General features: G+C 72.1%; 20 protein-coding genes. 10 read left to right on the forward strand and 10 right to left on the reverse strand.

Features of this window, described 5'->3' with window-relative positions:
* The first annotated feature begins 3 nt into the window (after positions 1 to 3).
* Positions 4 to 675: a response regulator gene (locus ACZ5GT_RS12825; RefSeq protein ID WP_030606450.1), complete on the forward strand. Its 672-nt coding sequence runs from the start codon at positions 4 to 6 to the stop codon at positions 673 to 675.
* 90 nt (positions 676 to 765) lie between these two features.
* Here the strand turns inward: ACZ5GT_RS12825 and ACZ5GT_RS12830 are convergent, their stop codons facing one another.
* The 3 genes from ACZ5GT_RS12830 to metH all read right to left on the reverse strand — a co-directional run bounded on the left by ACZ5GT_RS12830 (position 766) and on the right by metH (position 7,202).
* Positions 766 to 2,370, reverse strand: a complete 1,605-nt coding sequence (locus ACZ5GT_RS12830; RefSeq protein WP_469020248.1) for an ABC transporter substrate-binding protein — start codon at positions 2,368 to 2,370, stop codon at positions 766 to 768.
* Positions 2,371 to 2,792: 422 nt separating this feature from the next.
* Positions 2,793 to 3,497, reverse strand: coding sequence for an HAD family hydrolase (locus tag ACZ5GT_RS12835; RefSeq protein WP_469020251.1), 705 nt, complete (start codon positions 3,495 to 3,497; stop codon positions 2,793 to 2,795).
* Positions 3,498 to 3,692: 195 nt separating this feature from the next.
* Positions 3,693 to 7,202, reverse strand: coding sequence for a methionine synthase (gene metH / locus ACZ5GT_RS12840; RefSeq protein ID WP_469020253.1), 3,510 nt, complete (start codon positions 7,200 to 7,202; stop codon positions 3,693 to 3,695).
* 460 nt (positions 7,203 to 7,662) lie between these two features.
* Between metH and ACZ5GT_RS12845 the strand changes: the two genes are divergently transcribed.
* From ACZ5GT_RS12845 to ACZ5GT_RS12870, 6 genes are all read left to right on the forward strand, one after another.
* On the forward strand, positions 7,663 to 8,427 hold the full coding sequence (locus ACZ5GT_RS12845; protein ID WP_469020256.1) for an IclR family transcriptional regulator: 765 nt from the start codon (positions 7,663 to 7,665) through the stop codon (positions 8,425 to 8,427).
* Positions 8,428 to 8,794: 367 nt separating this feature from the next.
* Positions 8,795 to 9,589, forward strand: coding sequence for an MIP/aquaporin family protein (locus ACZ5GT_RS12850; protein WP_469020258.1), 795 nt, complete (start codon positions 8,795 to 8,797; stop codon positions 9,587 to 9,589).
* Between the two features lie 67 nt (positions 9,590 to 9,656).
* Positions 9,657 to 11,216, forward strand: a complete 1,560-nt coding sequence (gene glpK, locus ACZ5GT_RS12855) for a glycerol kinase GlpK (protein WP_469020260.1) — start codon at positions 9,657 to 9,659, stop codon at positions 11,214 to 11,216.
* A gap of 9 nt (positions 11,217 to 11,225) precedes the next feature.
* Positions 11,226 to 12,842: a glycerol-3-phosphate dehydrogenase/oxidase gene (locus ACZ5GT_RS12860; protein WP_469020263.1), complete on the forward strand. Its 1,617-nt coding sequence runs from the start codon at positions 11,226 to 11,228 to the stop codon at positions 12,840 to 12,842.
* 245 nt (positions 12,843 to 13,087) lie between these two features.
* A complete protein-coding gene (locus ACZ5GT_RS12865) occupies positions 13,088 to 13,759 on the forward strand; it encodes a FadR/GntR family transcriptional regulator (protein ID WP_469020265.1) in 672 nt (223 codons plus the stop codon).
* A gap of 142 nt (positions 13,760 to 13,901) precedes the next feature.
* A complete protein-coding gene (locus ACZ5GT_RS12870; RefSeq protein WP_469020269.1) occupies positions 13,902 to 14,939 on the forward strand; it encodes a PAC2 family protein in 1,038 nt (345 codons plus the stop codon).
* 115 nt (positions 14,940 to 15,054) lie between these two features.
* Here ACZ5GT_RS12870 and ACZ5GT_RS12875 read toward each other — a convergent pair whose 3' ends face one another.
* The 5 genes from ACZ5GT_RS12875 to ACZ5GT_RS12895 all read right to left on the reverse strand — a co-directional run bounded on the left by ACZ5GT_RS12875 (position 15,055) and on the right by ACZ5GT_RS12895 (position 19,709).
* Positions 15,055 to 16,008: an SMP-30/gluconolactonase/LRE family protein gene (locus ACZ5GT_RS12875; RefSeq protein WP_469020271.1), complete on the reverse strand. Its 954-nt coding sequence runs from the start codon at positions 16,006 to 16,008 to the stop codon at positions 15,055 to 15,057.
* 207 nt (positions 16,009 to 16,215) lie between these two features.
* Positions 16,216 to 17,445, reverse strand: coding sequence for a cysteine--1-D-myo-inosityl 2-amino-2-deoxy-alpha-D-glucopyranoside ligase (mshC, locus tag ACZ5GT_RS12880; protein ID WP_469020274.1), 1,230 nt, complete (start codon positions 17,443 to 17,445; stop codon positions 16,216 to 16,218).
* 94 nt (positions 17,446 to 17,539) lie between these two features.
* A complete protein-coding gene (locus tag ACZ5GT_RS12885; RefSeq protein ID WP_469020276.1) occupies positions 17,540 to 18,358 on the reverse strand; it encodes an SCO1664 family protein in 819 nt (272 codons plus the stop codon).
* The gene (locus ACZ5GT_RS12890) at positions 18,322 to 18,912 is read right to left on the reverse strand and encodes a DUF3090 domain-containing protein (protein ID WP_469020278.1); all 591 of its coding nucleotides are present in this window, start codon (positions 18,910 to 18,912) and stop codon (positions 18,322 to 18,324) included. Before ACZ5GT_RS12890 ends, ACZ5GT_RS12885 begins: the two co-directional genes overlap by 37 nt.
* Positions 18,913 to 19,022: 110 nt before the next feature.
* Positions 19,023 to 19,709 (reverse strand): histidine phosphatase family protein, encoded by a 687-nt coding sequence (locus ACZ5GT_RS12895; RefSeq protein ID WP_469020281.1) that lies wholly within the window; start codon positions 19,707 to 19,709, stop codon positions 19,023 to 19,025.
* Between the two features lie 62 nt (positions 19,710 to 19,771).
* Between ACZ5GT_RS12895 and corA the strand changes: the two genes are divergently transcribed.
* Entirely contained in the window at positions 19,772 to 20,767 is a 996-nt protein-coding gene (gene corA, locus ACZ5GT_RS12900) for a magnesium/cobalt transporter CorA (protein WP_469020284.1), read from the forward strand.
* 90 nt (positions 20,768 to 20,857) lie between these two features.
* Here corA and ACZ5GT_RS12905 read toward each other — a convergent pair whose 3' ends face one another.
* The gene (locus tag ACZ5GT_RS12905) at positions 20,858 to 21,646 is read right to left on the reverse strand and encodes a ferritin-like domain-containing protein (RefSeq protein WP_469020288.1); all 789 of its coding nucleotides are present in this window, start codon (positions 21,644 to 21,646) and stop codon (positions 20,858 to 20,860) included.
* 305 nt (positions 21,647 to 21,951) lie between these two features.
* Positions 21,952 to 23,007 (reverse strand): LLM class F420-dependent oxidoreductase, encoded by a 1,056-nt coding sequence (locus tag ACZ5GT_RS12910; RefSeq protein ID WP_469020290.1) that lies wholly within the window; start codon positions 23,005 to 23,007, stop codon positions 21,952 to 21,954.
* Positions 23,008 to 23,203: 196 nt separating this feature from the next.
* Between ACZ5GT_RS12910 and ACZ5GT_RS12915 the strand changes: the two genes are divergently transcribed.
* Positions 23,204 to 24,187 carry an aldo/keto reductase gene (locus ACZ5GT_RS12915; RefSeq protein ID WP_469020293.1) on the forward strand — a complete coding sequence of 328 codons (984 nt, stop codon included), beginning with the start codon at positions 23,204 to 23,206 and terminating at the stop codon, positions 24,185 to 24,187.
* Complete coding sequence (locus tag ACZ5GT_RS12920) at positions 24,184 to 26,592, forward strand: helix-hairpin-helix domain-containing protein (RefSeq protein WP_469020296.1); 2,409 nt, start codon at positions 24,184 to 24,186, stop codon at positions 26,590 to 26,592. Before ACZ5GT_RS12915 ends, ACZ5GT_RS12920 begins: the two co-directional genes overlap by 4 nt.
* The last annotated feature ends 127 nt before the right edge of the window (positions 26,593 to 26,719 follow it).

Below are 26,719 nucleotides of genomic sequence, written 5' to 3' on the forward strand. Positions count from 1 at the left end.
TACGTGGCCATCCGCGTCCTATTGGTCGACGACCAGCCGCTGCTGCGTACCGGGTTCCGGATGATCCTGGAGGCCGAGCAGGACCTCGCGGTCGTCGGCGAGGCCGGAGACGGCCTGCAGGCCCTCGACCAGGTACGGGCGCTGCAGCCCGACGTGGTCCTGATGGACATCCGTATGCCGCGTATGGACGGCGTGGAGGCGACCCGGCAGATCACCGGGCCGGGGCGGGACGGCCCGGCGAAGGTGCTGGTGCTGACGACCTTCGATCTGGACGAGTACGTGGTGGAGGCGTTGCGGGCGGGCGCCAGCGGGTTCCTGCTGAAGGACGCGCCGGCCAATGAGCTGGTGCAGGCGATCCGGGTGGTGGCGGCGGGTGAGGCGATGCTCGCGCCGAGCATCACGCGGCGGCTGCTCGACAAGTACGCCACGCATCTGCCCTCCGGCGACGAGCCGGTGCCGGACACGCTGCACACGCTCACCGACCGTGAGGTGGAGGTGCTGAAGCTGGTGGCCCGTGGTCTGTCCAACGCGGAGATCGCCGCGGACCTGTTCGTCAGCGAGACGACGGTCAAGACGCACGTCGGCCATGTGCTGACCAAGCTGGGGCTGCGGGACCGGGTGCAGGCCGCGGTGTACGCGTACGAGAGCGGGCTGGTGCGGCCCGGCGCGCAGTAGGCCCGGCCCGGCTGACGAGAACACCGAGGGCGCTCCTTCCATGGAAGGGGCGCCCTCGGTGTTCTCGCCGTCGGCCGTTCGGGGTGGGTGTCAGCCGCCCACGCCGCGGCCGAGCTCCCACAGCTGGAGGGTGGAGGAGGAGTTGAGCGCGTACGCGGTGCCGGTGACCTTGTCGCCGGAGGCGACGTACTGCTTGCCCTGCCACAGCGGCAGCAGCGGGACGTCCTCGGCGATGGCGTCCTGGATCTCGGTGAGGCTGGTGGCCGCTCCGACCCGGTCCGCCTCGCGGCGGGACTCCGGGATCAGGCTGTTGATGACGGTGCTGTTGCGGTACGGCGACTTGAGGAAGTTGTCCTTGTCGAGGAAGGGCGCGAGGTAGTTGTCGGCGTCCGGGAAGTCCGGGAACCAGCCCATGCCGAAGACGTCGTACTCGCCCTTGCGTTCGGCCGGGACGAAGGACTCCCAGGGGGTGCCCTTGATGGTGACGTCGAACAGCCCGCTGTCGTTGAGCTGCTGCCGCAGGACCTCGAACTCCTTCTTGGTGGCGGAGCCGTAGTGGTCGGTCGTGTAATGCAGGGTCAGCTTGACCGGGGTGGTGATGCCGGCTGCGGTCAGCCGGGCCTTGGCCTTGGTGACGCTCGGGTCCCCGTACTTGTTGAAGAACGAGTTGGAGTGGCCGGTGATGCTCGCCGGGACCATCGAGTAGAGCGGCTCGGCCTGGGTGCCGTAGACCTTGGAGACGAGCTCGCCGCGGTTGATGAGCTGGGCGATCGCCTGGCGGACGGCCTTGGACTTCACCGTCGGGGCGCTGGTGTTGAAGGCGAGGTAGCGGATCTCCAGGCCGGCCATCTCGACCAGGTCGACGTTGCTGCCGGACTTGCTGGACAGCGCCTGGATCTGCTCCGGCGACATGGTGCGGGTCATGACGTCGATGTCACCCTTGTCCAGGGCGTCGCCCATCTTCGCGGCGTCCGCGAAGGAGACCATGTCGACCTTGGAGTTGTTGACCTTCAGGACGCCCTTGTAGTTGGGGTTCTTGCTGAAGGTGGCCTTGACGATCTCGTCGTTCTTGACCTCGGCGTGCAGGGTGTAGGGGCCGGAGCCGTCCACGTCGAAGCCGTCGCGCAGCTTGTCCTTCTGGTAGTCGTCGGGGTTGACGATGCCCGCGACCGGAGTCGACAGCTTGAAGGGGAAGGTGGCATCGGCGGTCTTGAGGTGGAAGATGACCTCGTTGTCACCCTGCGTCTCGACGGTGTCGATGGTGGACAGCAGGGCGAAGACGCCGGAGTCGGCCTTGATGGCGCGGGCGCGGTCGATGGAGTACTTCACGTCGGCCGCGGTGATCTTGTCGCCGTTGGAGAACTTCAGGCCGTCGCGCAGCTTGCAGGCGTAGCGCTCGTTGCCCGAGTCGGTGAAGGAGCAACTCTGGGCGGCCTCGGGCACCGGGTCGCCCTCGCCCTTCGGCTGGATCATCAGGGTCTGCACGGTCTGGCGCAGGATGTTCCAGGTGCCGACGTCGTAGGCGTACGCGGGGTCGAGCGGCGCCGGGGCGTCCTTGGTGGCGGTGAACCGGTCCGTGGTGCCGACGACGATCGCATCCCCGCCGTCGCTACCGCCGTCGGACCCGCCACAGGCGGCGAGAACCGGGGCGAGCAGGCCGACCACGGCCGGCAGCACCAAAGTCTTGCGGTTCATGCTCGAGTTTCTCCAGAGCTGTGAGGACCGTGCATCCGGCGTGCAGGGGTGTCGACGCGGATTCACGGGGGTAGGGATCGATGTTCTCGCGACGAGATTAATGCGCGCCCGCACGGGGGTTGGCGGTCGCCGGAGGCGATCCGCCATCACGCAGCGAATCCGGGCGTGGACACACCGAAAACCCGACAGTGGAAGGATTCGTGCAGCGTTCCACCAATCGGGACACAAGGGCACGCCGGACACCCCCGAATGGGGGTGAACAGCACACCCCGGCCGCCCTGTCGACCGCCTGGGGAGTGGGGAACGTCACATGGTCAAACATTGTACGAGGGAGCGGAATTCGGTCATCCGCCGGTCTCTCCGAATTCCGGCCGGAAACCGTGTGTCCCGGCGCTCAGGGTGAACGCTTTCCCGCGGCCGCGTCAGCCGGTGGTCATCAGGCCGCGCAGGAAGGTCAGGTCGACCGCTTCCAGGGAGGGGACGACGGTGCGCCGCTCGGCGGGCGCGATGGGTGCGACCGACGGCACGGCCACCACGTGGCAGCCCGCGGCCTCGGCGGCGGCGACACCGGTCGCGGTGTCCTCCACGACCGCGCATCTGGTCGGGTCGACGCCGAGTCCGGCTGCCGCGACCAGGTACGGGTCGGGGTGGGGCTTGGTGCGCCGTACCTCGTCGCCGGCGACGGACAGCCCGAAGTGGTGGGATCCGAGCGAGTCGAGCACGCGGTCGATGATGCGGCGGTGGGAGGCGGAGACCAGGGCGGTGGGGACTTGGTACTCGGAGAGTTCGGCGAGCAGCCGGGCGGCGCCCGGCATCAGCGGCAGGGCGTCCGCGATGCGCTCCTCGAACCCCTGGTTGAGCAGGACGGTGAGTTCGGCGAGGTCGATGCCGGCGCCGGTGGCTTCGATGAGGAAGCCGGCGCTGCGGGTCATGGGGCCGCCGACGACGACGTGCCGCCAGGAGTCGTCCAGGGCGTGGCCGAGGCGGGCGAAGACCTCCACCTCGACGTCCCACCAGAACCCTTCGGTGTCCACCAGGGTTCCGTCCATGTCCAGGAGCACGGCCTGAAGGGCTGAGCCCGAGCCTTGGGCCGTACCGGTTCCGAGCGCGGGGACCGTACTGGTCATCCGGGCGCACCTCCTTGAGGGACGATCAGGCCGGCTGCCCCTTTTTCGCAAAGGTGAGCAACCGGCCTGCGGTGGACCGACCAGTGTACGACTGTCGGGGGCGAAGCGCCTCGTTTGAACCCGGTGTGCCGGGGGACACCGGCAGTACGGCCGGGGGTGTCCCCGGCGTGCGCCGGTGCGGCCCGGGCGGGGCCGTCAGCGGGCGTTGAAGTACTTCGCCTCCGGGTGGTGGATCACGATCGCGTCCGTGGACTGCTCGGGGTGCAGCTGGAACTCCTCGGACAGGTGGACGCCGATGCGCTCCGGCTGGAGCAGGTCGGCGATCTTGGCGCGGTCCTCCAGGTTCGGGCAGGCGCCGTAGCCGAGGGAGAAGCGGGCGCCCCGGTACTTGAGGGCGAACATGTCCTCGATGTCGCTCGGGTCCTCGCCCGCGAAGCCGAGTTCGCCGCGGACGCGGGCGTGCCAGTACTCGGCGAGCGCCTCGGCCAACTGCACGGACAGACCGTGCAGTTCGAGGTAGTCGCGGTAGGCGTTGGCCTCGAACATGCGGGCCGTCTCCGCGCCGATGCGGGAGCCGACGGTGACGACCTGGAAGCCGACGACGTCCGTCTCGCCCGACTCCTCCGGGCGGAAGAAGTCGGCCAGGCACAGCCGGCGGCCGCGGCGCTGGCGGGGGAAGGTGAAGCGGGTGCGCTCGTTGCCCTGTTCGTCCAGGACGATGAGGTCGTCGTCCTTGGAGACGCAGGGGAAGTAGCCGTACACGACGGCCGCCTCCAGCAGGTTCTCCGTCTGGAGCCGGTCCAGCAGGCCGCGCAGCCGCGGACGGCCCTCGGTCTCCACGAGTTCGTCGTACGTCGGTCCCTCGCCGGAGCGGGCCTGCTTCAGGCCCCACTGGCCCTTGAACAGCGCGCCCTCGTCCAGCCAGCTCGCGTACTCCTTGAGCTGGATGCCCTTGATGACGCGGGTGCCCCAGAAGGGCGGGGTGGGGACGGGGTTGTCGGTGGCGACGTCGGAGCGGACGTGGCCCTCCTCCGGCCGCTCCTCCACCTCGACGGTGGCAGCGCGTACCCGGCGCTGCTTCAGCTCGGGCAGTTTCACGCCGGGTACGCCCCGCTTGACGCCGATGAGGGCGTCCATCAGGCGCAGTCCCTCGAACGCGTCGCGGGCGTAGCGGACTTCGCCCTCGTACAGCTCGTGCAGGTCCTGCTCGACGTATGCCCGGGTGAGGGCGGCGCCGCCGAGGATGACCGGGTAAGCGGCGGCCAGGCCGCGCTGGTTGAGCTCCTCCAGGTTCTCCTTCATGATCACGGTGGATTTGACCAGGAGCCCGGACATGCCGATGACGTCGGCCCGGTGCTCCTCGGCCGCTTCCAGGATCGCGGAGACCGGCTGCTTGATGCCGAGGTTGACGACGTTGTAGCCGTTGTTGGACAGGATGATGTCGACCAGGTTCTTGCCGATGTCGTGCACGTCGCCGCGTACGGTGGCCAGCACGATGGTGCCCTTGCCGGCCTCGTCGGTCTTCTCCATGTGCGGTTCGAGGTGGGCGACGGCCGCCTTCATGACCTCGGCGGACTGCAGGACGAACGGCAGCTGCATCTGGCCGGAGCCGAACAGCTCGCCGACGGTCTTCATGCCGTCCAGCAGCGTCTCGTTGACGATGTCCAGGGCGGGCCGGTCCTGGAGCGCGGCGTCGAGGTCGGCTTCCAGGCCGTTGCGCTCGCCGTCGATGATGCGGCGCTTGAGGCGCTCCTCCAGCGGCAGCGCGGCGAGTTCCTCGGCCTTTCCGGCCTTCAGGGACTTGGCGGTGGCTCCCTCGAACAGGGCCATCAGCTTCTGCAGCGGGTCGTAGCCCTCGGCGCGGCGGTCGTGGATGAGGTCGAGGGCGGTGGTGACCTCCTCCTCGCTGAAGCGGGCGATCGGCAGGATCTTGGAGGCGTGCACGATCGCCGAGTCCAGGCCGGCCTTGACGCACTCGTCCAGGAAGACGGAGTTGAGCAGGATGCGGGCGGCCGGGTTGAGGCCGAAGGAGATGTTGGACAGGCCGAGGGTGGTCTGCACGTCCGGGTGGCGGCGCTTGAGTTCGCGGATCGCCTCGATGGTGGCGATGCCGTCCTTGCGGGACTCCTCCTGGCCGGTACAGATGGTGAAGGTCAGGCAGTCGATGAGGATGTCCGACTCGTGGACGCCCCAGTTGCCGGTCAGGTCGGCGATGAGCCGTTCGGCGATCTCGACCTTCTTCTCCGCGGTGCGGGCCTGGCCCTCCTCGTCGATGGTCAGCGCGATCAGCGCGGCGCCGTGTTCCCTGGCGAGCTGGGTGACCTTGGCGAAGCGGGACTCGGGGCCGTCGCCGTCCTCGTAGTTGACGGAGTTGATGACGGCGCGGCCGCCGAGCTTCTCCAGGCCGGCCCGGACGACGTCGACCTCGGTGGAGTCCAGCACGATCGGCAGGGTGGAGGCGGTGGCCAGGCGGCCGGCGAGTTCCCGCATGTCGGCGACGCCGTCGCGGCCGACGTAGTCCACGCACAGGTCGAGCATGTGCGCGCCCTCGCGGATCTGCTCGCGGGCGATCTCCACGCAGTCGTCCCAGCGGCCCTCCAGCATGGCCTCGCGGAACTTCTTCGAGCCGTTGGCGTTGGTGCGCTCGCCGATCGCCAGGTAGGAGGTGTCCTGGCGGAAGGGGACCGTCTGGTAGAGGGAGGCGGCGCCCGGCTCGGGCTGCGGGGCGCGCTCGGCGGGGGCGAGGTCGCGGACCCGTTCGACGACCTGGCGCAGGTGCTCGGGGGTGGTGCCGCAGCAGCCGCCGACGAGGGAGAGGCCGTAGTCCCGGACGAAGGTCTGCTGCGCGTCGGCGAGGCCCTCCGCGTCGAGCGGGAAGTGGGCGCCGTCCTTGGTCAGGACGGGCAGGCCGGCGTTCGGCATGCACAGCAGCGGGATGCGGGAGTGCCGGGCGAGGTAGCGCAGGTGCTCGCTCATCTCGGCGGGGCCGGTGGAGCAGTTCAGGCCGATCATGTCGATGCCGAGGGGTTCCAGCGCGGTGAGCGCGGCGCCGATCTCGGAGCCCAGCAGCATGGTGCCGGTCGTCTCGAAGGCCATCGAGCAGAGCAGCGGCACCTCGGCGCCGGTGGCCTCCATGGCGCGGCGGGCGCCCAGGATCGAGGCCTTGGTCTGCAGCAGGTCCTGGGTGGTCTCGACGATGAGGGCGTCGGCGCCGCCGGCGAGCAGTCCCTCGGCGTTGGCCTGGAAGCCGTCGCGGAGGGTGGTGTAGGGGACGTGCCCCAGGGTGGGCAGCTTGGTGCCGGGGCCGATCGAGCCCAGGACCCAGCGGCGGCGGCCGTCACCGGCGGTGAACTCGTCGGCCACCTCGCGGGCGATGCGGGCGCCGGCCTCGGACAGCTCGAAGACGCGTTCCTCGATCTCGTACTCGGCCATGGCGGCGTGGTTCGCGCCGAAGGTGTTGGTCTCGACGCAGTCGACGCCCACGGCGAAGTACGCCTGGTGGACCGAACGGACGATGTCGGGCCGGGTGACGTTGAGGACCTCGTTGCATCCCTCGAGGTTCTGGAAGTCCTCCAGGGTCGGCTCCTGGGCCTGGAGCATGGTGCCCATCGCTCCGTCGGCGACGACCACACGGGTGGCCAGCGCCTCACGGAGTTCGGACACACGGGTCCGGCTGTCGGCGGAAGGGGTCGGCGACGAGGCCATGAAGGGGCTCCCTTGAGGTGCGACGGCTGTCGGCTTTGCGTCCGCCCGCGGAACTCTCCGCGGTGGGCGCACCACGTCAGAGTAACCGGGTCGGCCGCCCGGCGGTCGGGGCGTCCACGGGCCGGACGACCGCCCCGGCGGCCGGAGGGCGTGCGAGCGGACGGCTGCCCCGGCGGCCGGAGGAGTGACGAGGGGACGACCGCCCCGGCGGCCGGAGGAGTGACGAGGGGACGACCGCCCCGGCGGCCGGAGGGCGTGCGAGCGGACGGCTGCCTCGGTGGTGAGGGCGTCCACGGAGCGGACGAGGATGACGGGCGGGGCACCGGCGGGATACGAGTGACGCAACAGGTGTTGACCGACCATTAGCGGGAGGTTGGCATCGACCGGTAGTGTTCGACATTGCCGAACAGTGGCGCGACGTCGCACGGCGACGGTCGAAGGGGACGGAGGCAGCACGGCGATGGCACGGAACATCCAGTCGCTCGAACGGGCGGCCGCGATGCTGCGGCTCCTCGCGGGCGGAGAGCGACGCCTCGGCCTGTCGGACATCGCCTCCTCGCTGGGCCTCGCCAAAGGCACCGCCCACGGCATTCTGCGCACCCTGCAGCAGGAGGGCTTCGTCGAGCAGGACGACGCGTCGGGGCGCTACCAGCTGGGGGCGGAGCTGCTGCGCCTGGGCACCACCTATCTCGACGTGCACGAGCTGCGGGCGCGGGCCCTGGTGTGGACGGACGACCTGGCCCGTTCCAGCGGCGAGAGCGTCTACCTGGGGGTGCTGCACCAGCACGGGGTGCTGATCGTGCACCACGTCTTCCGGCCCGACGACAGTCGGCAGGTGCTGGAGATCGGGGCGATGCAGCCGCTGCACTCCACGGCCCTGGGCAAGGTGCTGTCGGCGTACGACCCGGTCGCGCACAGCGAGGCGCTGGAGGCCGACCGCAAGGCCTTCACCGAGCGGACCGTGTGCGACCTGGAGGGTTTTGAGCACATCCTCGATCTCACGCGCGCGCGTGGCTGGGCGGCGGACGTCGAGGAGACCTGGGAGGGCGTGGCGGCCATCGCCGCGCCCATCCACGACCGGCGGCGCATGCCGGTGGGCGCGGTCGGCATCACGGGCGCGGTGGAGCGGCTGTGCCGGGACGGCGAGCTGCGGCCGGAGCTGATCGCGGCGGTGCGGGACTGCGCGCGTGCGGTGTCGCGGGATCTGGGCGCCGGGCGGTTCTGACCGGCGCGAGGCGCGAACGGCGGCCGGAACGCCGGGGGGCGTTCCGGCCATCGACATATGCCGACAAAAGCGGCAAAATTCGTGACCGTCCCGTGCGCCCGTGCGCCCCGCCGTGGGCACTGACCAGGAAGATCGACTGCTCGTGGCGATGAGTAACAATCATATTTTCGGTAAACGAACTATTGACGCACACGCGACCCCACGGCGAGACTCCCGTCCAGCGGTCGGCATTGTCGAACACCTACCGGCAATTCACGCTAGAGTGTGACAACGCCAAGGGCCGGCATCGCTCTCACCCCTGAGGGCGCCGAACCCCCGGAGGGACCCGGGGTTCCGGCTTCCCTGGACGAAGGACAAGGAGTCGCGGGTGTCCAGCTCCGACATCTTCATCGGCGAGACCATCGGTACCGCCGTACTCATCCTGCTCGGCGGCGGCGTCTGCGCCGCCGTCACACTGAAGGCATCCAAAGCCCGCAACGCCGGCTGGCTCGCCATCGCCTTAGGCTGGGGCTTCGCCGTGCTCACGGCGGTCTACACCTCGGCGCCGCTGTCCGGCGCCCACCTGAACCCGGCCGTCACGCTCGCCCTCGCCATCAAGGACGGCGACTGGAGCGACGTGCCGGTCTACTGGGCCGGACAGTTCCTGGGCGCCATGATCGGCGCGGCGCTGGTCTGGGTCGCCTACTACGGGCAGTTCCACGCCCACCTCACCGACCGGGAGATCGTCGGCGGTCCGGGGGCGCAGGCGACCGCGGCCAAGGCCGTGGAGGCGCAGGAGAAGGGCGCCGGGCCGGTGCTCGGGGTCTTCTCCACCGGCCCGGAGATCCGCAACGCGGTGCAGAACCTCGCGACGGAGATCATCGGCACGATCGTGCTGGTCCTCGCCGTCCTGACGCAGGGCCTGAACGACAGCGGCAAGGGCCTCGGCCCCCTGGGCGCGCTGATCACCGCACTCGTGGTGGTCTCGATCGGCCTGTCCCTCGGCGGCCCGACCGGCTACGCCATCAACCCCGCCCGCGACCTCGGCCCGCGCATCGTGCACGCCCTGCTGCCGTTGCCGAACAAGGGCGGCTCCGACTGGAGCTACGCCTGGGTCCCGGTGGCCGGCCCGCTGATCGGCGGCGCGATAGCCGCGGGCATCTACAACGCCGCGTTCGCCTAGACACACCGGACCTCCAGCGCGTGCCGTACGCACAGCCCCTCGACCACGGACCTTCCAGGAGCACACAGTGACCGACGCCCACACCGCCGGCATCTCGTCCCACGGGCACGGCCCCTTCATCGCCGCCATCGACCAGGGCACGACCTCGTCCCGCTGCATCGTCTTCGACCGTGACGGCCGCATCGTCTCCGTCGACCAGAAGGAGCACGAGCAGATCTTCCCGAAGCCGGGCTGGGTGGAGCACGACGCCACCGAGATCTGGACCAACGTCCAGGAGGTCGTCGCCGGAGCCATCGAGAAGGCCGGCATCACCCGCGACGACATCAAGGCCATCGGCATCACCAACCAGCGCGAGACCACGCTGCTGTGGGACAAGAACACCGGTGAGCCCGTCCACAACGCCCTCGTCTGGCAGGACACCCGCACCGACGCCCTGTGCAAGGAACTCGGCCGCAACGTCGGCCAGGACCGCTTCCGCCGCGAGACCGGTCTGCCGCTGGCCTCCTACTTCGCCGGACCGAAGGCCCGCTGGCTGCTCGATCACGTCGACGGCCTGCGGGAGCGCGCCGAGGCGGGCGACATCCTCTTCGGCACCATGGACAGCTGGGTCATCTGGAACCTGACCGGCGGTGTCGACGGCGGCCGGCACGTCACCGACGTCACCAACGCCTCCCGCACCCTGCTGATGAACCTGCACACCCTGGAGTGGGACGAGAGAATCTGCGAGTCCATCGGCGTCCCGATGGCGATGCTCCCGGAGATCCGCTCCTCGGCCGAGGTGTACGGCGAGATCACCGGCGGCAAGCTGGGCGAGCTGCTCGGCGGCATCCCGGTCGCCTCCGCGCTCGGCGACCAGCAGGCGGCCCTGTTCGGCCAGACCTGCTTCGCCGAGGGCGAGGCGAAGTCGACGTACGGCACCGGCACCTTCATGCTGATGAACACCGGCGACAAGATCATCAACTCCTACTCCGGCCTGCTGACCACGGTCGGCTACCGGATCGGCGACCAGACCCCGGTCTACGCCCTGGAGGGCTCGATCGCCGTCACCGGTTCGCTGGTGCAGTGGATGCGCGACCAGATGGGCCTGATCTCCACCGCGGCCGAGATCGAGACGCTCGCGCTGTCGGTCGAGGACAACGGCGGCGCCTACTTCGTGCCGGCCTTCTCCGGCCTGTTCGCCCCGTACTGGCGCCCCGACGCCCGCGGGGTGATCGCCGGCCTGACCCGGTACGTCACCAAGGCGCATCTGGCGCGCGCCGTCCTGGAGGCCACCGCCTGGCAGACCCGCGAGATCAGCGACGCGATGACGAAGGACTCCGGCGTCGAGCTGGCCGCCCTCAAGGTCGACGGCGGCATGACCTCCAACAACCTGCTGATGCAGACCCTCGCGGACGTCCTGGACGCGCCCGTGGTGCGCCCGATGGTCGCCGAGACCACCTGCCTCGGCGCCGCCTACGCCGCCGGCCTCGCCGTCGGCTTCTGGACCAGCACCGACGACCTGCGCGCCAACTGGCGCCGGGCCGCCGAGTGGACCCCCCGCATGGACGCGGAGACCCGCGACCGTGAGTACAAGAGCTGGCTCAAGGCCGTCGAACGGACCATGGGCTGGCTCGAGGACGAGGAGTAAGAACCCGACATGACCACTCAGTCCACCCTGCAGTCCGTGCCTGCCCTGGGGACGCGCCCGGCGTCCGGCTGCAACCCGAGCCGAGCCGAGACCCGGGAGCAGCTCGCCAGGGCGTCGTACGACCTTCTCGTGATCGGCGGCGGCATCCTGGGCATCTCCACCGCCTGGCACGCCGCGCAGTCCGGGCTCAGGGTGGCCCTGGTCGACGCCGGCGACTTCGCCGGCGCCACGTCGTCCGCCTCCTCCAAGCTGCTCCACGGCGGTCTGCGCTACCTGCAGACCGGCGCGGTGAAGCTGGTGGCGGAGAACCACTTCGAGCGCCGTGCGGTCTCCCGCCAGGTGGCCCCCCACCTGGCGAACCCGCTCACCTTCTACCTCCCGGTGTACAAGGGCGGGCCGCACGGCGCCGCGAAGCTCGGGGCGGGCGTGTTCGCGTACTCGATGCTGTCGGCGTTCGGGGACGGCGTCGGCCACCTGCTCAGCCCCGCGCGGGCCGCGCGGGACGTGCCCGAGCTGCGCACCGAGAACCTCAGGGCCGTGGCCGTGTACGGCGACGACCAGATGAACGACGCGCGCATGGCGCTGATGACGGTCCGCGCGGCCGTCGAGTCGGGCGCGGTGGTGCTCAACCACGCCGAGGTCGCCGGCCTGCGGTTCACCAGGGGGCGGGTGACGGGCGCGGAGCTGCGCGACCGCCTGTCCGGGGACGAGTTCGGGGTGGATGCCCGTCTCGTGCTCAACGCCACCGGCCCGTGGGTGGACCACCTGCGCCGGATGGAGGACCCGGACGCCGCCCCGTCGATCCGGCTGTCGAAGGGCGCGCACCTGGTCCTCAAGCGCACCTCCCCGTGGAAGGCGGCGCTGGCCACCCCGATCGACAAGTACCGCATCACCTTCGCGCTGCCGTGGGAGGACATGCTGCTGCTCGGCACCACCGACGAGGCGTTCGAGGGCGATCCGGCGGACGTCGCGGTGACCGACAAGGACATAGCCCAGATCCTGGACGAGGCCGCGTTCTCCGTCCGGGACCAGCAGCTCGACCGTGACCTGATCACGTACGCCTTCGCGGGGCTGCGCGTGCTGCCGGGCGGGCCCGGCGACACGGCGAAGGCCAAGCGGGAGACGGTCGTCACCGAGGGCCGGGGCGGCATGCTGTCCGTGGCGGGCGGCAAGTGGACGACGTTCCGGCACATCGGCCGCACGGTGATGAAGAAGCTCCAGGAACTGCCCGGTCACCCGCTGGGCGACGGCTTCGAGCCGGTCGCGTCCCTGCCGAGGAGGCTGCCGCTGCCCGGGGTGGCGAACCCGCGGGCGGTCGCGCACCGGCTGCTGGTGGACGGCCCCGCGCCGGGTCCGCGCATGGCCGCCGACACCGCCCGGCACCTGGCCACCCACTACGGTTCGCTGGCCTTCGACATCGCCCGCCTCGCCAACGAGAGGCCGGAGCTGGGCGAGCGCGTCCACCCGGACGCCCCGGAGATCTGGGCCCAGGTCGTCTACGCCCGGGACCACGAGTGGGCCGAGACGGCGGACGACGTGCTGCGGCGCCGCACCACGCTGACGATCCGCGGCCTGGCCACGGAGGACGTGCGGGCGAAGGTGCGGGCGCTGCTCGAGGAGAAGTAGGCGGCGCCCCGTCGCCGCCCCGGCGCTCGTACTTCCCTTCGTCCGGGCCTCCTTCCCTTCGTCCGGGCCTTCGTACGTCCCTTCGTCCGGGCTTCGTACGTCCCTTCGTCCGGGCTTCGTCCGGGCCTCCGTGCGTCCCTTCGACGGCTTGATCGTTCGGCGCCCCGCCGGACCCCCTGGGACCGCATACTTGACCCTGAGACATCCGATGTCTCAGGGTCAGCGGAACCACAGGGAGGCCGTGCATGGCAGTCACCGACGAGGCGATCGAGAAGATCAAGGACATGATCGTCTCCGGCGCGCTGCGCCCCGGGGACCGGCTGCCCAAGGAGAGCGAACTCGCGTCCGAACTCGGGCTGTCCCGCAACTCGCTCCGGGAGGCGGTGCGGGCGCTGTCGCTCATCCGGATCCTGGACGTGCGGCAGGGCGACGGCACGTACGTCACCAGCCTCGACCCGCAGCTGCTGCTGGAGGCGATGAGCTTCGTCGTCGACTTCCACCGGGACGACACGGTCCTGGAGTTCCTGGCCGTGCGCCGCATCCTGGAACCCGCCGCCACGGGGATGGCCGCCTCCCTCATCAGCGAGCAGCAACTGGACGCGCTCTCCGCCCAGTTGGACCAGCTCGGTGACAACCCGTCGGTGGAGGACCTGGTCGCGAGCGACCTCGAGTTCCACCGGAGCATCGTGCAGAGCGCCGGCAACTCGGTGCTCAGCTCCCTGCTCGACGGCCTGTCCGGGCCGACCACCCGGGCCCGGATCTGGCGCGGGCTGACCCAGCGGGACGCGGTCAGCCGCACCCTGCACGAGCACCGGGCGATCCTGGCGGCCCTGCGCGACCGCGACGCGGAGACGGCCCGCTCCTGGGCGACCGTGCACATCGCGAGCGTGGAGCAGTGGCTGCGGTCGACCCTGTGAGGGGCAGGTGGCGGCGGGTGTTCCTGGGTGACGATCGGGGCAGTGATCCGTTCACTCCCCCGTGCAAGGGGGCTGCGGACGCCCCCGCCGGACGCCGTAAGGTTGGGTGGTCAGGCGAGGGCACGTCGGAAGGAGGCACTGGGTGATCGAGCTCGAGGGGGTTCCCGAGCTGATCGACCCGGTCATGGTGGCCGCGTTCGAGGGCTGGAACGATGCCGGCGACGCCGCTTCCACCGCGGTCGCGCATCTGGACAGGGAGTGGAAGGGCGAGGTGTTCGCGGCGCTGGACGCCGAGGACTACTACGACTTCCAGGTGAACCGCCCCACGGTGTGGATGGACGCCGGAGTGCGCAAGATCACGTGGCCGACGACGAGACTGTCCGTCGTCCGCGTCGGCGGTGACAAGCCGCGCGATCTGGTGCTCGTCCGGGGCATCGAGCCGTCGATGCGCTGGCGCTCGTTCTGCAACGAACTGCTCGGCTTCGCGCACGAGCTGGGCGTGGAGCTCGTGGTCATCCTGGGCGCCCTGCTCGGCGACACCCCGCACACGCGTCCGGTCCCGATCAGCGGGACCACGTCCGACCCGGACCTCGCCCGCCGCATGGACCTGGAGGAGACCAAGTACGAGGGCCCGACGGGCATCGTCGGTGTGCTGCAGGAGGCGTGCACGCACGCGGGCGTGCCGGCGGTGAGCCTGTGGGCCGCGGTGCCGCACTACGTCTCGCAGCCGCCGAATCCGAAGGCGACGCTGGCCCTGCTCAACCGTCTCGAGGATCTGATCGACGTGCGCATCCCGCTGGGCGAGCTGCCCGAGGACTCGCGCGCCTGGCAGGTCGGCGTGGACCAGCTGGCCGCCGAGGACAGCGAGGTCGCCGAGTACGTCCAGACGCTGGAGGAGGCCCGGGACACCGCGGAGCTGCCGGAGGCGTCGGGCGAGGCGATCGCCCGCGAGTTCGAACGCTACCTGCGGCGCAGGGACGGAGCCGGCCCCGCCGGGGCGGACGGCGGCGACGGCACCTCCTACCGGCGGGAGCGGCCCGGCGGCCGTACGAAGCCGCCGAAGGCGCCGAGGGCGGAGGCCGGGACGGACGCCGACACGGACACGGACGCGGGCATGGACGCGGACACGGGGGCTGACGCCGACTCGGACCGGGACGACGGGGACTCCTCGGAGGACTGAGCGGGCGAACCGGACAGCAGAAACGAGCGGCAGGTCCGGACGGCAGACCGCGTGGAGAGGGCGGTGCGCGCGACGCGCACCGCCCTCGTCGTGCCCGGCCGTGTGTCCCGCCGTCCTACACCTGCCGGACCGCCACCGCGTCGTATTCGGTGTCCGGCGCAGGCTCCACGTCGAAGCGGGCGTTGGGCAGGTACAGGCGGTCGCCCCACGCCGCGACCGTGGTGGGGATGCGGAAGCGCGGGTCCGTGATGCGGGCGATGGCCGTGCCCCGGGTGCCGGCCGCGTCCAGCCGGAAGACGTCGATCGCGTTCTGCTGCTGCTGGACGGCGTAGAGGGTCCGGCCCAGGAGCAGCAGGCCGTCGCCGTTCGGGAGTTTCGCCGCACCGAGGTCGACGGCGCGGCCCACGCCGGTGCGGGGGTCGACGCGCATCAGGCCGCCGCCGTCCGCGACGGTGTTGACCACGAGCAGCGCGCTGCCGTCCGGGGTGCGTTCGATGCCGTTGGCGGTGAAGTCGGCGCCCTGGACCCAGTCGCCGGTGAGCGGCACGGTCTCGACGGCTCCCGGCGCGCCGTGCCGGTCGAGGAGCAGTTTGTACAGCACGGGCCGGTAGGAGTCGGTGAACCAGGCGGCGTCGGGTGTGAGGATCACGTCGTTCACGAACAGGCCGTCGACGTCGTACACCTTCTCGGTCTCGCCCGAGCGGGCGTCGACGGTGCGCAGTTCGCCGCTGACGCCGCCGCTCAGGAAGAGCCTGCCGCGGGGGTCGATCTTGAGGCCGACGGTGGGGTGGTCGGCGCCGAGGCCCTCGGCGATCACCGCGCCGCGGCCGGTGGCGAGGCTGGCGCGGTAGACGTCGCCGTTCGCCAGCGAGCCGAACCAGGCGTACGGGCGGGAGCCGATGGTGATGCCCTCGGGCTGGAAGCCCTGCGGCAGCGAGAAGCCGGCCGGCCAGGCGCTCCCGCTCTTCCCGGCCGCGTGCGCGGTGGGGCCGAGGAGGGTCGCTCCGGTGAGGGCGGCCGCGCCGGTGAGGAGTCTTCGACGTGCGAAGGAACGTTCGGTGGGTGCCACGGTGCGTCCTTCTGCCAGGGGCCGGCGAGGCCGGCCGGACGGTCAACAGACGCCCTCACCCCATCACATGGCCCCCTGCCGCGCAGCGATTTGCCGGGATTGCGGCCGGCGACGACCGGTGGCGGACGCCCGACGAGCCCGTCGGCACGGTCCCTGGGAACCGGCCGCCGGGCTCGTCGGCGTCTCGTCGGCGTGTGCCCGTCGTCGTTACAGCGCCACGCCCATCAGGGCGTCCACGGCACGCGACACGATGCCGGGGGCGCCGGTGTCCGTGCCGCCCTCCCGCTCCTGCCGGGCCACCCAGCGGTCGACCGCGGCGAGCGCGGACGGGGCGTCGAGGTCGTCGGCGAGGGCCTCGCGGATCTCCTCGACGAGGGCGTCGGCGGGCGGGCCGTCGGGCCGGGAAACGGCGGCGCGCCAGCGCCCGAGCCGGGCCACGGCGTCCTGGAGCACCTGGTCGGTCCACTCCCAGTCGGACCGGTAGTGGTGGGCGAGCAGCGCGAGCCGGACGGCGGCCGGGTCGACCCCGTCCCGGCGCAGCTGGGAGACGAAGACCAGGTTGCCCTTGGACTTGGACATCTTCTCGCCGTCGAGGGCGACCATGCCGGCGTGGACGTAGGCCTTGGCCATCGGGAACTCGCCGGTCAGCACCTGGGCGTGGGAGGCGCCCATCTCGTGGTGCGGGAAGGCGAGGTCGGAGCCGCCGCCCTGGACGTCGAAGCCCATGCCGAGGTGGTCGAGGGCGATGGCGACGCACTCGATGTGCCAGCCGGGCCGACCGGATCCGAGGGAGCCGCCGTCCCAGCTCGGCTCGCCGTCACGGGCGGCCATCCACAGCATCGGGTCGAGCGGGTTCTTCTTGCCGGGCCGGTCGGGGTCGCCGCCGCGCTCGGCGGACAGCAGCCTCATGGCGGCCGCGTCGAGCCGGGAGACCTCGCCGAAGTGGGGGTCGGACTCGACGGAGAAGTAGATGTCGCCCTCGAGGTCGTAGGCCGCGCCGAGCTCACGCAGCCGCTCCACCAGGGGCACGATGCCCGGTATGGCCTCGACGGCGCCTATGTAGTGGCGCGGCGGGAGCATCCGCAGGGCGGCCATGTCCTCCCGGAAGAGGGCCGTCTCCCGCTCGGCGAGGGCGACCCAGTCGAGTCCGTCGCGCTGCGCCCGCTCGAGGAGCGGATCGTCGACGTCGGTGACGTTCTGGACGTAGTGCACCTGCCGCTTGGTGTCGAGCCACACGCGCTGCACGAGGTCGAACGCGTTGTAGGTCGCCGCGTGACCCATGTGGGTCGCGTCGTACGGAGTGATGCCGCAGACGTAGATACGGGCGACGGGACCGGGGTCGAGGGTGACGAGGCCGCCGGTCGCGGTGTCGTGGATCCTCAGGTCGCGGCCCTGACCAGGCAGGGCGGGGACCTCGGAAGCGGGCCAGGCATGCATGACATGAGCCTAACCGGACGGATGTTCCGCATACGAACCGGACCGGACCTGATGGCCGACAAGGCGCTCTTGCGCCTTATCGGCCGGTGTGCTGTCAGACGGGCGGCCATGGAATGGCCGGCCACTCCCCGCTCGGCTCCGGGTGCCGTCCCGACTTCAGGAGGGCTTCCACGCGGGCGCGTGTGGCGTCCAGCTCGGCCGGGGTGATCAGCGCGGCCAGGCGCCGGGCCAGCGTCCCGGCGCCGTCCAGGGCCTCCCGCAGGTTCGCCAGGACGTCGAGGGCCTCCCGGGTCAGCGGCTCGCCCGCCCAGCCCCACAGCAGGGTGCGCAGCTTGTTCTCGGTGTTGAAGGTCACCCCGTGGTCGATGCCGTAGAGGCGGCCCCCGGCGGCGGGCAGCAGGTGGCCGCCCTTGCGGTCGGCGTTGTTGATGACCGCGTCGAGGACGGCCAGCCGCCGCAGGCGTTCGTCGTCGGCGTGCACGAGCAGGGCGGTCCTGCCTCCCTCGGCCTCCGCGAAGCCGATGGCCTTCCAGCCGTCCTCCGGCTCCTCGCCGTCCACCAGGGCCAGCAGCCCGTCTCCGGGCTCGCCCTCGATCCACAGCTGGCACATGCCCTCGCCGAAGGGGCCGTCGCGCAGCACAGTGGGCGGCACCAGGCCCCATCCGGTGACCTCGGACACCTCGTACGCGGCCACCTCGCGCTGGGCCAGGGTGCCGTCGGGGAAGTCCCACAGCGGGCGCTCCCCGCGGACCGGCTTGTACACGCAGAAGGCCTCCTGGCCCTCGTGCGTGACGGAGCAGTACAGCACGGCGTTGGAGGCGTCCCGGATCTGCCCGCGCACCGTGAGCTCACCGCGGCCGAGCAGCTCGGCCGCGGTCAGGCTCCGCGGCGGTATCCGTTCTGGCGCGGACATACGTGTCCTTCCGGATCGAGCGGGAGGCTGCACAGCGGGCACGGCGGCCGCCCGGCGTTGACGACGTCGAGGGCGCGCTTGGCGAAGGCTCTGGCCTGCGCGCCGGTCAGCCGGACCCGCAGCATCGGGGGCCCGTTCTCCTCGTCCTGCAGCAGCCGCTCCTCGGCCTCGGCGAGGTCCTCGTCGGACTCCGCGTCGAGTTCCACGAGGGCCTGCGCCTCGACGATCATGCGCTGTTCCTCGCCGTCCCAGGCAAGGGCCATGGTGCCGACCCGGAACTCCTCCTCGATCGGCGTGTCGAGGGGGGCGGTGTCGGCCACCTCGGCGGGCGCCACGGCCGGGACGGCGGCGCTGCCGCCGCTGCGGCGCACGACTTCGTCGAGCAGTTCGTCCATCCGCTCCGCGAGGGCGGCCACCTGGGTCTTCTCCAGGGCCACGCTGGTCGTCCGGGGGCCGGCGGTGGCCTGGAGGAAGAACGTACGGCGCCCGGGCAGTCCGACCGTACCGGCCACGAAACGGTCCGGCGGGTCGTAGAGGAACACCTGACGGGACACGTCCTGTCTCCTGGATCTGGATCGGCTTGGGGACCGGTCGCCGCGCGAGCCGCACGCCTGCGGGCGGGTGCGGCGCTGTCACGACCGCTTCACCCTACTGCGCCCGACGATCACGGTGCGCCCGCACCGCCCCCGACCGGGGCGTCGTCGGCCGGCGGCTCCTCGCGCGGCACCAGGGACGTGAAGTCGCCGGTGTCGCCGAGGCGGACGAGGAACGGCCTCAGACGGGTGTAACGGATCGCGGTGATGGAACACGGTTCAACGGAAATCCTCTGGAAGAGGTCGAGATGGAGTCCGAGTGCGTCCGCGACGAGCGACTTGATGATGTCGCCGTGCGAGCACATGAGGTAGACGGCGTCGGGGCCGTGGTCGCGTTCCACGCGCGCGTTCCATTCGCGCACCGCTTCGGCGGCGCGCGTCTGCATCGCGCGCATGGACTCGCCGCCGGGGAACGCGGCGGCGCTCGGGTGCGCCTGCACGACCTCCATCAGCGGTTCGTCCTTGAGTTCGGCGAGTTTGCGGCCGGACCAGTCGCCGTAGTGGCACTCGCCGATCCGCTCGTCGGTGTGGACGGTGAGCCCGGGACGGGCCTCGAGCAGCGGCCGGAGGGTCTCCCGGCAGCGCTGCAGCGGGCTGCTCACCACTTCGGACAGGGGCAGCTCGGCGAGACGGCCGGGCAGCGCGGCGGCCTGTGCGGCGCCGCGTTCGTCGAGGGCGACACCGGGCGTCCACCCGGCGAGCAGTCCCTCGGTGTTGGCGGTGGAACGTCCGTGCCGGACCAGGATCAGCGTGGGCATGCGGCCCAGGGTAGGCGCAGGCCCGCCCGGGGCGGGCCCGGAGAGAGGGGAGAAGACACTCTGTGATCGTCGACTGCGCCATCTACCGCGACGGGCAGCGCAAGGAGGGCCCCGAGGACTTCTCCGACGCCCTGGAGGACGCGCGTACCGCGGGCGGGTTCGTCTGGATCGGGCTGCACGAACCGTCGGAGAAGGAGTTCTCCCTGGTCACCGAGGAGTTCGCGCTGCACCCGCTGGCGGTCGAGGACGCCCTGAAGGCCCATCAGCGGCCCAAGCTGGAGATGTACGACGACTCCCTGTTCGCGGTGCTCAAGCCGGTCGTGTACGAGGCCGAGAGCGACCGGGTCTCCACCGGTGAGGTCATGGTCTTCCTGGGTGACCACTTCGTGGTGACCGTCCGTCACGGCGAGGGCTCCCCGCTGGGGGCGGTGCGGCGCCGGCTGGAGCACGAGCCGGAGATGCTGGGCAAGGGCCCCACGGCGGTGCTGTACGCGATCGCGGACGCCGTCGTCGACCACTACCTGGACGTGGCGACGGAGCTGCAGACCGACCTGGAGGAGCTGGAGGCGGAGGTCTTCTCCCCGGACGGCGGCGGATCGCGCCACACCGCCTCGCGCATCTACGAGTTCAAGCGGCAGATCCTGGAGTTCCGGCGGGCGACCGGCCCGCTGGCGCTGCCGCTGAACCGGCTGGCGGGCTCCGGGCCGTTCGGCACGACGGTGCCCTACGTCGACGAGCAGGCACGGCCCTTCTTCCGGGACGTGAGCGACCACCTCACGCGGGTGAACGAGTCGGTGGAGGGCCTGGACCGGCTGGTGTCGGACATCCTGTCGGCGCACCTGGCGCAGATGAGCGTGCGGCAGAACGACGACATGCGCAAGATCTCCGCGTGGGCGGCCATGGCCGCGGTCCCGACGATGATCGCGGGGATCTACGGCATGAACTTCGACCACATGCCGGAGCTGCACTGGGTGTGGTCGTATCCGGCCGTGATCCTGGTGATGGCCGGCCTGGAGGTCGTCCTCTACCGCCTCTTCAAGAACCGGGGCTGGCTGTAGGGGCCGGGGGCCCGGCCGGTCAGATTGCGCGGGCCCGGCGCCGTTCGGGCTGCGCGACCCCGGCCGGACAGGTCGCGCGGGCCGGGCCGGTCAGGCGAACTCGGGGGCGGTCGTCGCGGGTCCGCCGAGCGCGTCGCGCCGCTCGGGCGTCTCCAGGGTCACCATCCGGCGCCAGCCCACCAGCCGTTCGTACGCGTACACGGCGTGGATGCCGGCCGCGAGCAGCGCCGACTTCGCCTTCGGCCAGCCGAGGATGCGCCCCATGTGGTCCATCACCGCGAGGCTGACGTCCCGGTAGACGCGGATCTCGGCGAGCGCGCACTCCCGCAGCGTCCGCTGGATGGCGCGGCCGTGGCCGGCGTAGGCGAGGCGGAGCAGTTCCTCGTGGCAGTAGGCGAGGTGGTTGTCCTCGTCGTCCGAGATCATCCGCACCGCGCGGCCGATGTCGGGGTGGTCGGCGAAATGCTTGCGCAGCAGTTCCATCTGCTCGGAGGCGCGCTGCTCGGTGACCCGGCTGTGGGCGAGGTAGATCACGACGTCCCGCACGGTGAGCGGCTCGTCCTGGTTGAGCCTGGCGTGGGCGAGGCCGATGCCGTGCTTCTCCAGGAGCATCGTGTAGTCGGTCTCGGGCGGGACGGGGACGGGTGCCAGGCCGCGCTTCCTCATCAGCGCGGTGAAGATGCGGCCGTGCTTGTCCTCGTCCGCGCCGTGCCGGGTGATCTTGGGGGCGAGGTCGCGTTCGCTCCGCGGGACGAGCGTGGCGATGCGGGCGTTCTCCCAGCCGCCCTGGGACTCGCCGCTGGCGGCGATGGAGCAGAACAGGGCGAAGGAGTGGTCGTTGTCGAGGATCTCCTGGAACAGGCTCTTGGCGGACAGCATCTGAGCACCTCTCTGCAGAACTCCGCAGGACTCCGCAAAGACCGAGTCAAATGCGCCGCGAGGGGTGCCGCAACAGCTGTGGTGGCCGACTCCGCCGAAAGGCTGACGCGCGGCGTGTCCCGGCGCCGTAACCGCGCGGACCGTGGCGCGTTGTTCCCCGTGACGGCCGTGGCGGGGAAGACCCCCGAGCCCCCACCACGGCCGCGGCAGACCGGCCCGCGGGGCGCGCCCGTGTCACGCGCCCCGCACAGGCCCCTCACCGGGCCCGTGTCACGCGCCCCGCACAGCCCCTCACCGGGCCCGTGTCACGCCAGTCCGGCGCGCTCCAGGGCCTCGGTGCCGGCGCGGAGCGAGGCGAGCCGCTCGTCGAGGGTGAAGCCGGCCGGGGCGAGCGTCAGGGTGGTGACCCCGGCCTCCGCGTACTGCCGCATCCGGTCCGCGATGCGGTCCACGGAGCCGAGCAGCGTGGTCTTGTCGATCAGATCGTGCGGGATCGCGGCCGCGGCGCCCTGCTTGTCGCCGGCCAGGTACTTGTCCTGGATCTCGGTGGCCTCCTTCTCGTACCCCATGCGGCAGGCGAGCTGGTTGTAGAAGTTCTGCTTGCGGCTGCCCATGCCGCCGACGTACAGCGCCGTGTACGGGCGGAAGGTGTCGGCGAGCGCGGCGACGTCCTTGTCCTCGCCGACGGCGAGCGGGAGCGTGGGGCAGACGTCGAAGCCCTCCAGCGTCTTGCCCGCCTTCTCCCGTCCGGCCCGCAGGTACTGGATCGCGGTCTCCTCCAGGTGCTCCGCGGCGGGGAAGATCAGCAGCACGCCGTCGGCGATCTCGCCGGTCTGCTCCAGGTTCTTCGGGCCGATCGCGGCGATGTACAGCGGGATGTGCTCGCGCTGCGGGTGCACGGTCAGCTTGATCGGCTTGCCCGGGCCGCCGGGCAGCGGCAGCGTCCAGTGCTCGCCGTCGTACGTCAGCCGCTCGCGCGACATCGCCTTGCGCACGATCTCCACGTACTCACGCGTGCGGGCCAGCGGCTTGTCGAACTTCACGCCGTACCAGCCCTCGGAGACCTGCGGCCCGGAGACGCCGAGGCCGAGGCGGAAACGGCCGCCGGAGAGCGAGTCGAGGGTGGCCGCGGTCATCGCGGTCATGGCCGGCTGGCGGGCCGGGATCTGGAAGATGGCCGAGCCGACGTCGATCCGCTCGGTCTGGGCGGCGACCCAGGTGAGCACGGTGGCGGCGTCCGACCCGTAGGCCTCCGCGGCCCAGCACACCGCGTACCCGAGCCGGTCGGCCTCCTGGGCGACCGCCAGGTTGTCCGCGTCCATTCCGGCGCCCCAGTAGCCGAGGTTGATCCCGAGCTGCATGGCCGATCCCCTTACCGATCAGTAACGTCCCTGTGCGGCAGACCCTAGCGCGGGTGACGCCGCGGTGGGCAGTGCTGTCGCGCACACGCCGCGCCACCAGCCGTTACGGACCTGGTGGCGGCGCGGGTGACGGCCGGGAAAACTGGTTGTCCACAGGCCCCCACGCGACAGGTTCCGGCCAGTAATCTCGGCGTTCATGGAGCAGAGGCATCTCGGCCGTACCGGCCTTCGCGTGTCCCGCATCGGACTCGGCACCCTCACCTGGGGCAGGGACACCGACGAGCACGACGCCGCGGACCTCTTGAAGACGTTCTGGGAAGCGGGCGGGAACCTCGTCGACACCGCGGACGTGTACGGCGACGGAGAGGCCGAGTACCTCCTCGGACGCCTCATGGAAGGCTTCGTGCCGCGGCGGGACCTGGTCATCTCGACCAAGGCGGGCAGCGTCCCGGACCCCGACCGCCGCTTCGACGGCTCGCGCGGGCACCTGCTGGCCGCGCTGGACGCCTCACTCGCGCGGCTGGGGACGGAGTACGTCGACGTGTGGCACGTCCACGCCTTCGACCCCTGCACCCCGCTGGAGGAGACCCTGCAGGCCCTCGACCTGGCGGTCAGCAGCGGCCGCGCCCGCTACGTCGGCGTCTCCAACTTCTGCGGCTGGCAGCTGGCCAAGGCCGCGACCTGGCAGCTCGCGGCGCCGGGCGCGCGGACGCGGCTGGCGAGCACCCAGCTGGAGTACTCGCTGCTGCAGCGCGGCGTCGAGCGGGAGGTGCTGCCGGCCGCGCTGGACCTGGGCATCGGCCTGCTGCCGTCCTCGCCGCTGGGCCGCGGGGTTCTCACCGGCAAGTACCGCACCACCACGCCCCCGGACTCGCGGGGCGCCTCGGAGCATCTGGCGCCGTTCGTCGCGCCGTACCTCGACGACACGGCGAGCCGGATCGTCGACGCCGTGCAGACCGCGGCCGACGGGCTCGCGGTGACGCCCCTGCAGATCGCCCTCGCGTGGATCCGCGACCGGCCGGGGGTGACCGCGCCCGTCATCGGCGCGCGCAACGCGCAGCAGCTCACGGCGGCGTTGTCAGTGGAGGCCCTTAGTCTTCCTGACGAGATCTGCCGGGCGCTGGACGACGTGTCGGCGCCCGTGCACCGCTATCCCGATCACGACTGGAGCACGCTGTGAGCACGGACCCCGAGACCACGGACGACACCGAGCCGGGGACCCCGGACGCCGCGGCCGAGGGCGACACCGGGGAGGCCGGTGCGGCCCAGGAGGCCGGGCAGGCCAGGCAGGCCGGCGCCGCGGAGACCGAGGACCGGGTCGCGGCGGATGCGGGAAGCGCCGAGGACCGGGGCCTCGCGGATGCGGAGAGCGCGGAGGACCGGGACGCGACGGAGGCCAGGGGCGCCGAGAACCGAGGCGTGACGGAGGACCGGAAGGCTGCGAAGGCCGGGGACGCCGAGGGCGGGGACGCGACGGAGGCCGGGGGCGCCGCGGAGGGCGGGGGCCCCGTGGGCGGTCCGGGTGACGGGGGCGAAGGGGAGGCCGCCGGCCGGATGTCCGAGGCGGAGGCCGAGTTGGCGGCGCAGCGGATCGAACGGGAGCGGATCGAACGGCGCAAGGCCGCCAAGGCCGAGCCGATCGAGGCCGGCACCAAGCTCAGCGGGAAGGCCGCCGACCTGCTCGCGGCCGTCCGGGCCGTGGAGAGCGGCCGGCAGCCCGTGGCGCCCGTCTTCGCCGAGCCGGCGCCTGCCAGGCGCCGCCCCGCCCCCGAGCCGGTACGGCGCCCGCAGCCGGCGGAGGCGGCCCCCGCGCCCTCGGCTCCCGCGCCCGGGACGGTCGCCGCGGTGCGGCGGGTGCTGACCGACGGCGGCGCGCCGGACACGCTCGCACCGCAGGTCGCCGCAGCCCTCGGCGAGGGCGCCGAGGAGCTTCTGCGGGCCGACCCCTGGCAGCTGCTGCGGGCCGGAGGGGTGCGCCCCGAGCAGGCCGACGGCTTCGCCCGGGCGCTGCTGGGCGCGGAGTGCGGCCCGGACGACGAGCGGCGGGGCCGCGCGGTCACCGGCTGGCTGCTGGAGCAGGCGGCCCTGGCCGGGCACACGGCCCTGGAGATGCCGGCGCTCGTCGCGGCCCTCGCCCAGCGGGGCGTACCCGACGCCGAGGCGGCCGTGCACAGCGCCGTCGCCGAGGGTGAGGCACTGGTCTTCCAGGACGCCCTCGACCCGGCCGCGCCGGAACCGGAGGAGGACGAGGAGCGTCCCGTGCGCGTCCTGGTCGGCCTGGAACGGTACGCACTCGCGGAGGAGAGCCTCGCCGACGGCCTGGCCCGCCTGATCGACTCGGTGCCGAAGGAGGGCGGTCCGGCCGAGCGCTGGGAGGCGGCCGCGGCGGCGGTCCGCGGCTCGGCCGCCGAGCTGGTCCGGGCGGCCGGCGCCCACGGTCTGGTGCTGCACACCGGTGGGGAGGCGTCGCAGGCCGATCCCGCCGCCCTGCTGCGCGCGGCGGACGGGCTCGGACTGCGGGCCTGGGCCGCCACGCACACCCCGCTCGGCCGCGACCGCTTCGCCGCGTCGTGGACCGGCGCGTCCCGGCCCGACGGCTCCCCCGCGGACGCCGCCGAGGCCGCCGCGCCGCGCGTCGCCACCGTCGCCGGGCTGCTGTCCGGGGCGGAGGGGCCCGGCCGGGACGGGGAAGGGGCGCTGGACCTGGACCTGCTCGTCGTGCTCGACGCGCCCCAGCTGGACGTCGAGACGGCGGCCCTGCTCGTGGAGTCGCTGCCCGACGGGGCACGGCTGGTGCTGGCCGGCGACCCCGCGGTGCTGTGGTCGGCCGGGCCCGGGCGGGTCTTCGCGGACCTGCTGGCGGTGCGGGCCTGCCCGCAGGTGGCCTCCCGGGTGCCGGACTCCGGCCCGCTGGGCGAACTGGTCTCCGGGATCGGCGTCGGCGAGCTGAACCAGGTCGACGCCCCCGGCAAGGAGGTCGTGATCGTCCCGGTCCGGGACGCCGGCGAGGCCGTGCACCGGACCGTGCAGCTCGTCGCCGACTCGGTGCCCCGCGCGATCGGCGTCCCGGCCGAGCTGACCCAGGTGATCACCCCGGGCCACGGCGGCGCGGCCGGCACGCGCGCGCTGAACGCCGCTCTGAAGGAGCGGCTCAACCCCGGCCCCGGCCGCTTCGGCGGCTTCGACCCCGGCGACCGGGTCGCCTACTCCCCCGCCCCGGGGCGGACGCTGCCGGGCCGGGTGGTGAAGGCCGACGCCGACGGGCTGCACCTGTCGTGCGGGGGCGCTTCCGTCGTCGTACCGAAGGAGCGGGTGGAGCAGTCCGTACGGCACGGGTGGGCGCTGACGGCGCACCAGGCCGTGGGCAACCGCTGGCCGGCCGTGGTCGTGGTGCTGCCGGGGGACGCGGCGCACTCGCTCAGCCGGCCGTGGGTGTACACGGCGTTCGGCCGCGCGGAACGGCACCTGTCCGTGGTGCACGGCGTGGAGCAGGCACTGCCCCACGCCGTGGCCGAGGTCCCGGCGAAGCCGCGCACGACCCGGCTGCCGGTGCTGCTGCGGGCGCAACTGCCGGCGACCGGCTGACGGAGCCGGCTGACGGCGGGGGGGGGGGGGGGGGGGGGACCCGGGGGGGGGGGCGGGAAAAGAGAGACGGGCCGGGGGGCGAGTCCCGCCGCGTAACGCGGCGGCCCCCCCGTGTCTCCGCTTGCGC

The sequence above is a fragment of the Streptomyces sp. NPDC031340 genome (assembly GCF_055569945.1).

Excerpts from the sequence above, each read along its gene's own strand:
- metH (WP_469020253.1), bottom strand. The coding sequence starts at position 7,202 with ATGGCCTCGTCGCCGACCCCTTCCGCCGACAGCCGGACCCGTGTGTCC.
- ACZ5GT_RS12915 (WP_469020293.1), top strand. The coding sequence starts at position 23,204 with ATGGAGCAGAGGCATCTCGGCCGTACCGGCCTTCGCGTGTCCCGCATC.
- ACZ5GT_RS12865 (WP_469020265.1), top strand. The coding sequence starts at position 13,088 with ATGGCAGTCACCGACGAGGCGATCGAGAAGATCAAGGACATGATCGTC.
- ACZ5GT_RS12910 (WP_469020290.1), bottom strand. The coding sequence starts at position 23,007 with ATGCAGCTCGGGATCAACCTCGGCTACTGGGGCGCCGGAATGGACGCG.
- ACZ5GT_RS12845 (WP_469020256.1), top strand. The coding sequence starts at position 7,663 with ATGGCACGGAACATCCAGTCGCTCGAACGGGCGGCCGCGATGCTGCGG.
- ACZ5GT_RS12830 (WP_469020248.1), bottom strand. The coding sequence starts at position 2,370 with ATGAACCGCAAGACTTTGGTGCTGCCGGCCGTGGTCGGCCTGCTCGCC.
- ACZ5GT_RS12860 (WP_469020263.1), top strand. The coding sequence starts at position 11,226 with ATGACCACTCAGTCCACCCTGCAGTCCGTGCCTGCCCTGGGGACGCGC.
- ACZ5GT_RS12905 (WP_469020288.1), bottom strand. The coding sequence starts at position 21,646 with ATGCTGTCCGCCAAGAGCCTGTTCCAGGAGATCCTCGACAACGACCAC.
- ACZ5GT_RS12835 (WP_469020251.1), bottom strand. The coding sequence starts at position 3,497 with ATGACCAGTACGGTCCCCGCGCTCGGAACCGGTACGGCCCAAGGCTCG.
- ACZ5GT_RS12895 (WP_469020281.1), bottom strand. The coding sequence starts at position 19,709 with ATGCCCACGCTGATCCTGGTCCGGCACGGACGTTCCACCGCCAACACC.
- mshC (WP_469020274.1), bottom strand. The coding sequence starts at position 17,445 with ATGCATGCCTGGCCCGCTTCCGAGGTCCCCGCCCTGCCTGGTCAGGGC.
- ACZ5GT_RS12885 (WP_469020276.1), bottom strand. The coding sequence starts at position 18,358 with ATGTCCGCGCCAGAACGGATACCGCCGCGGAGCCTGACCGCGGCCGAG.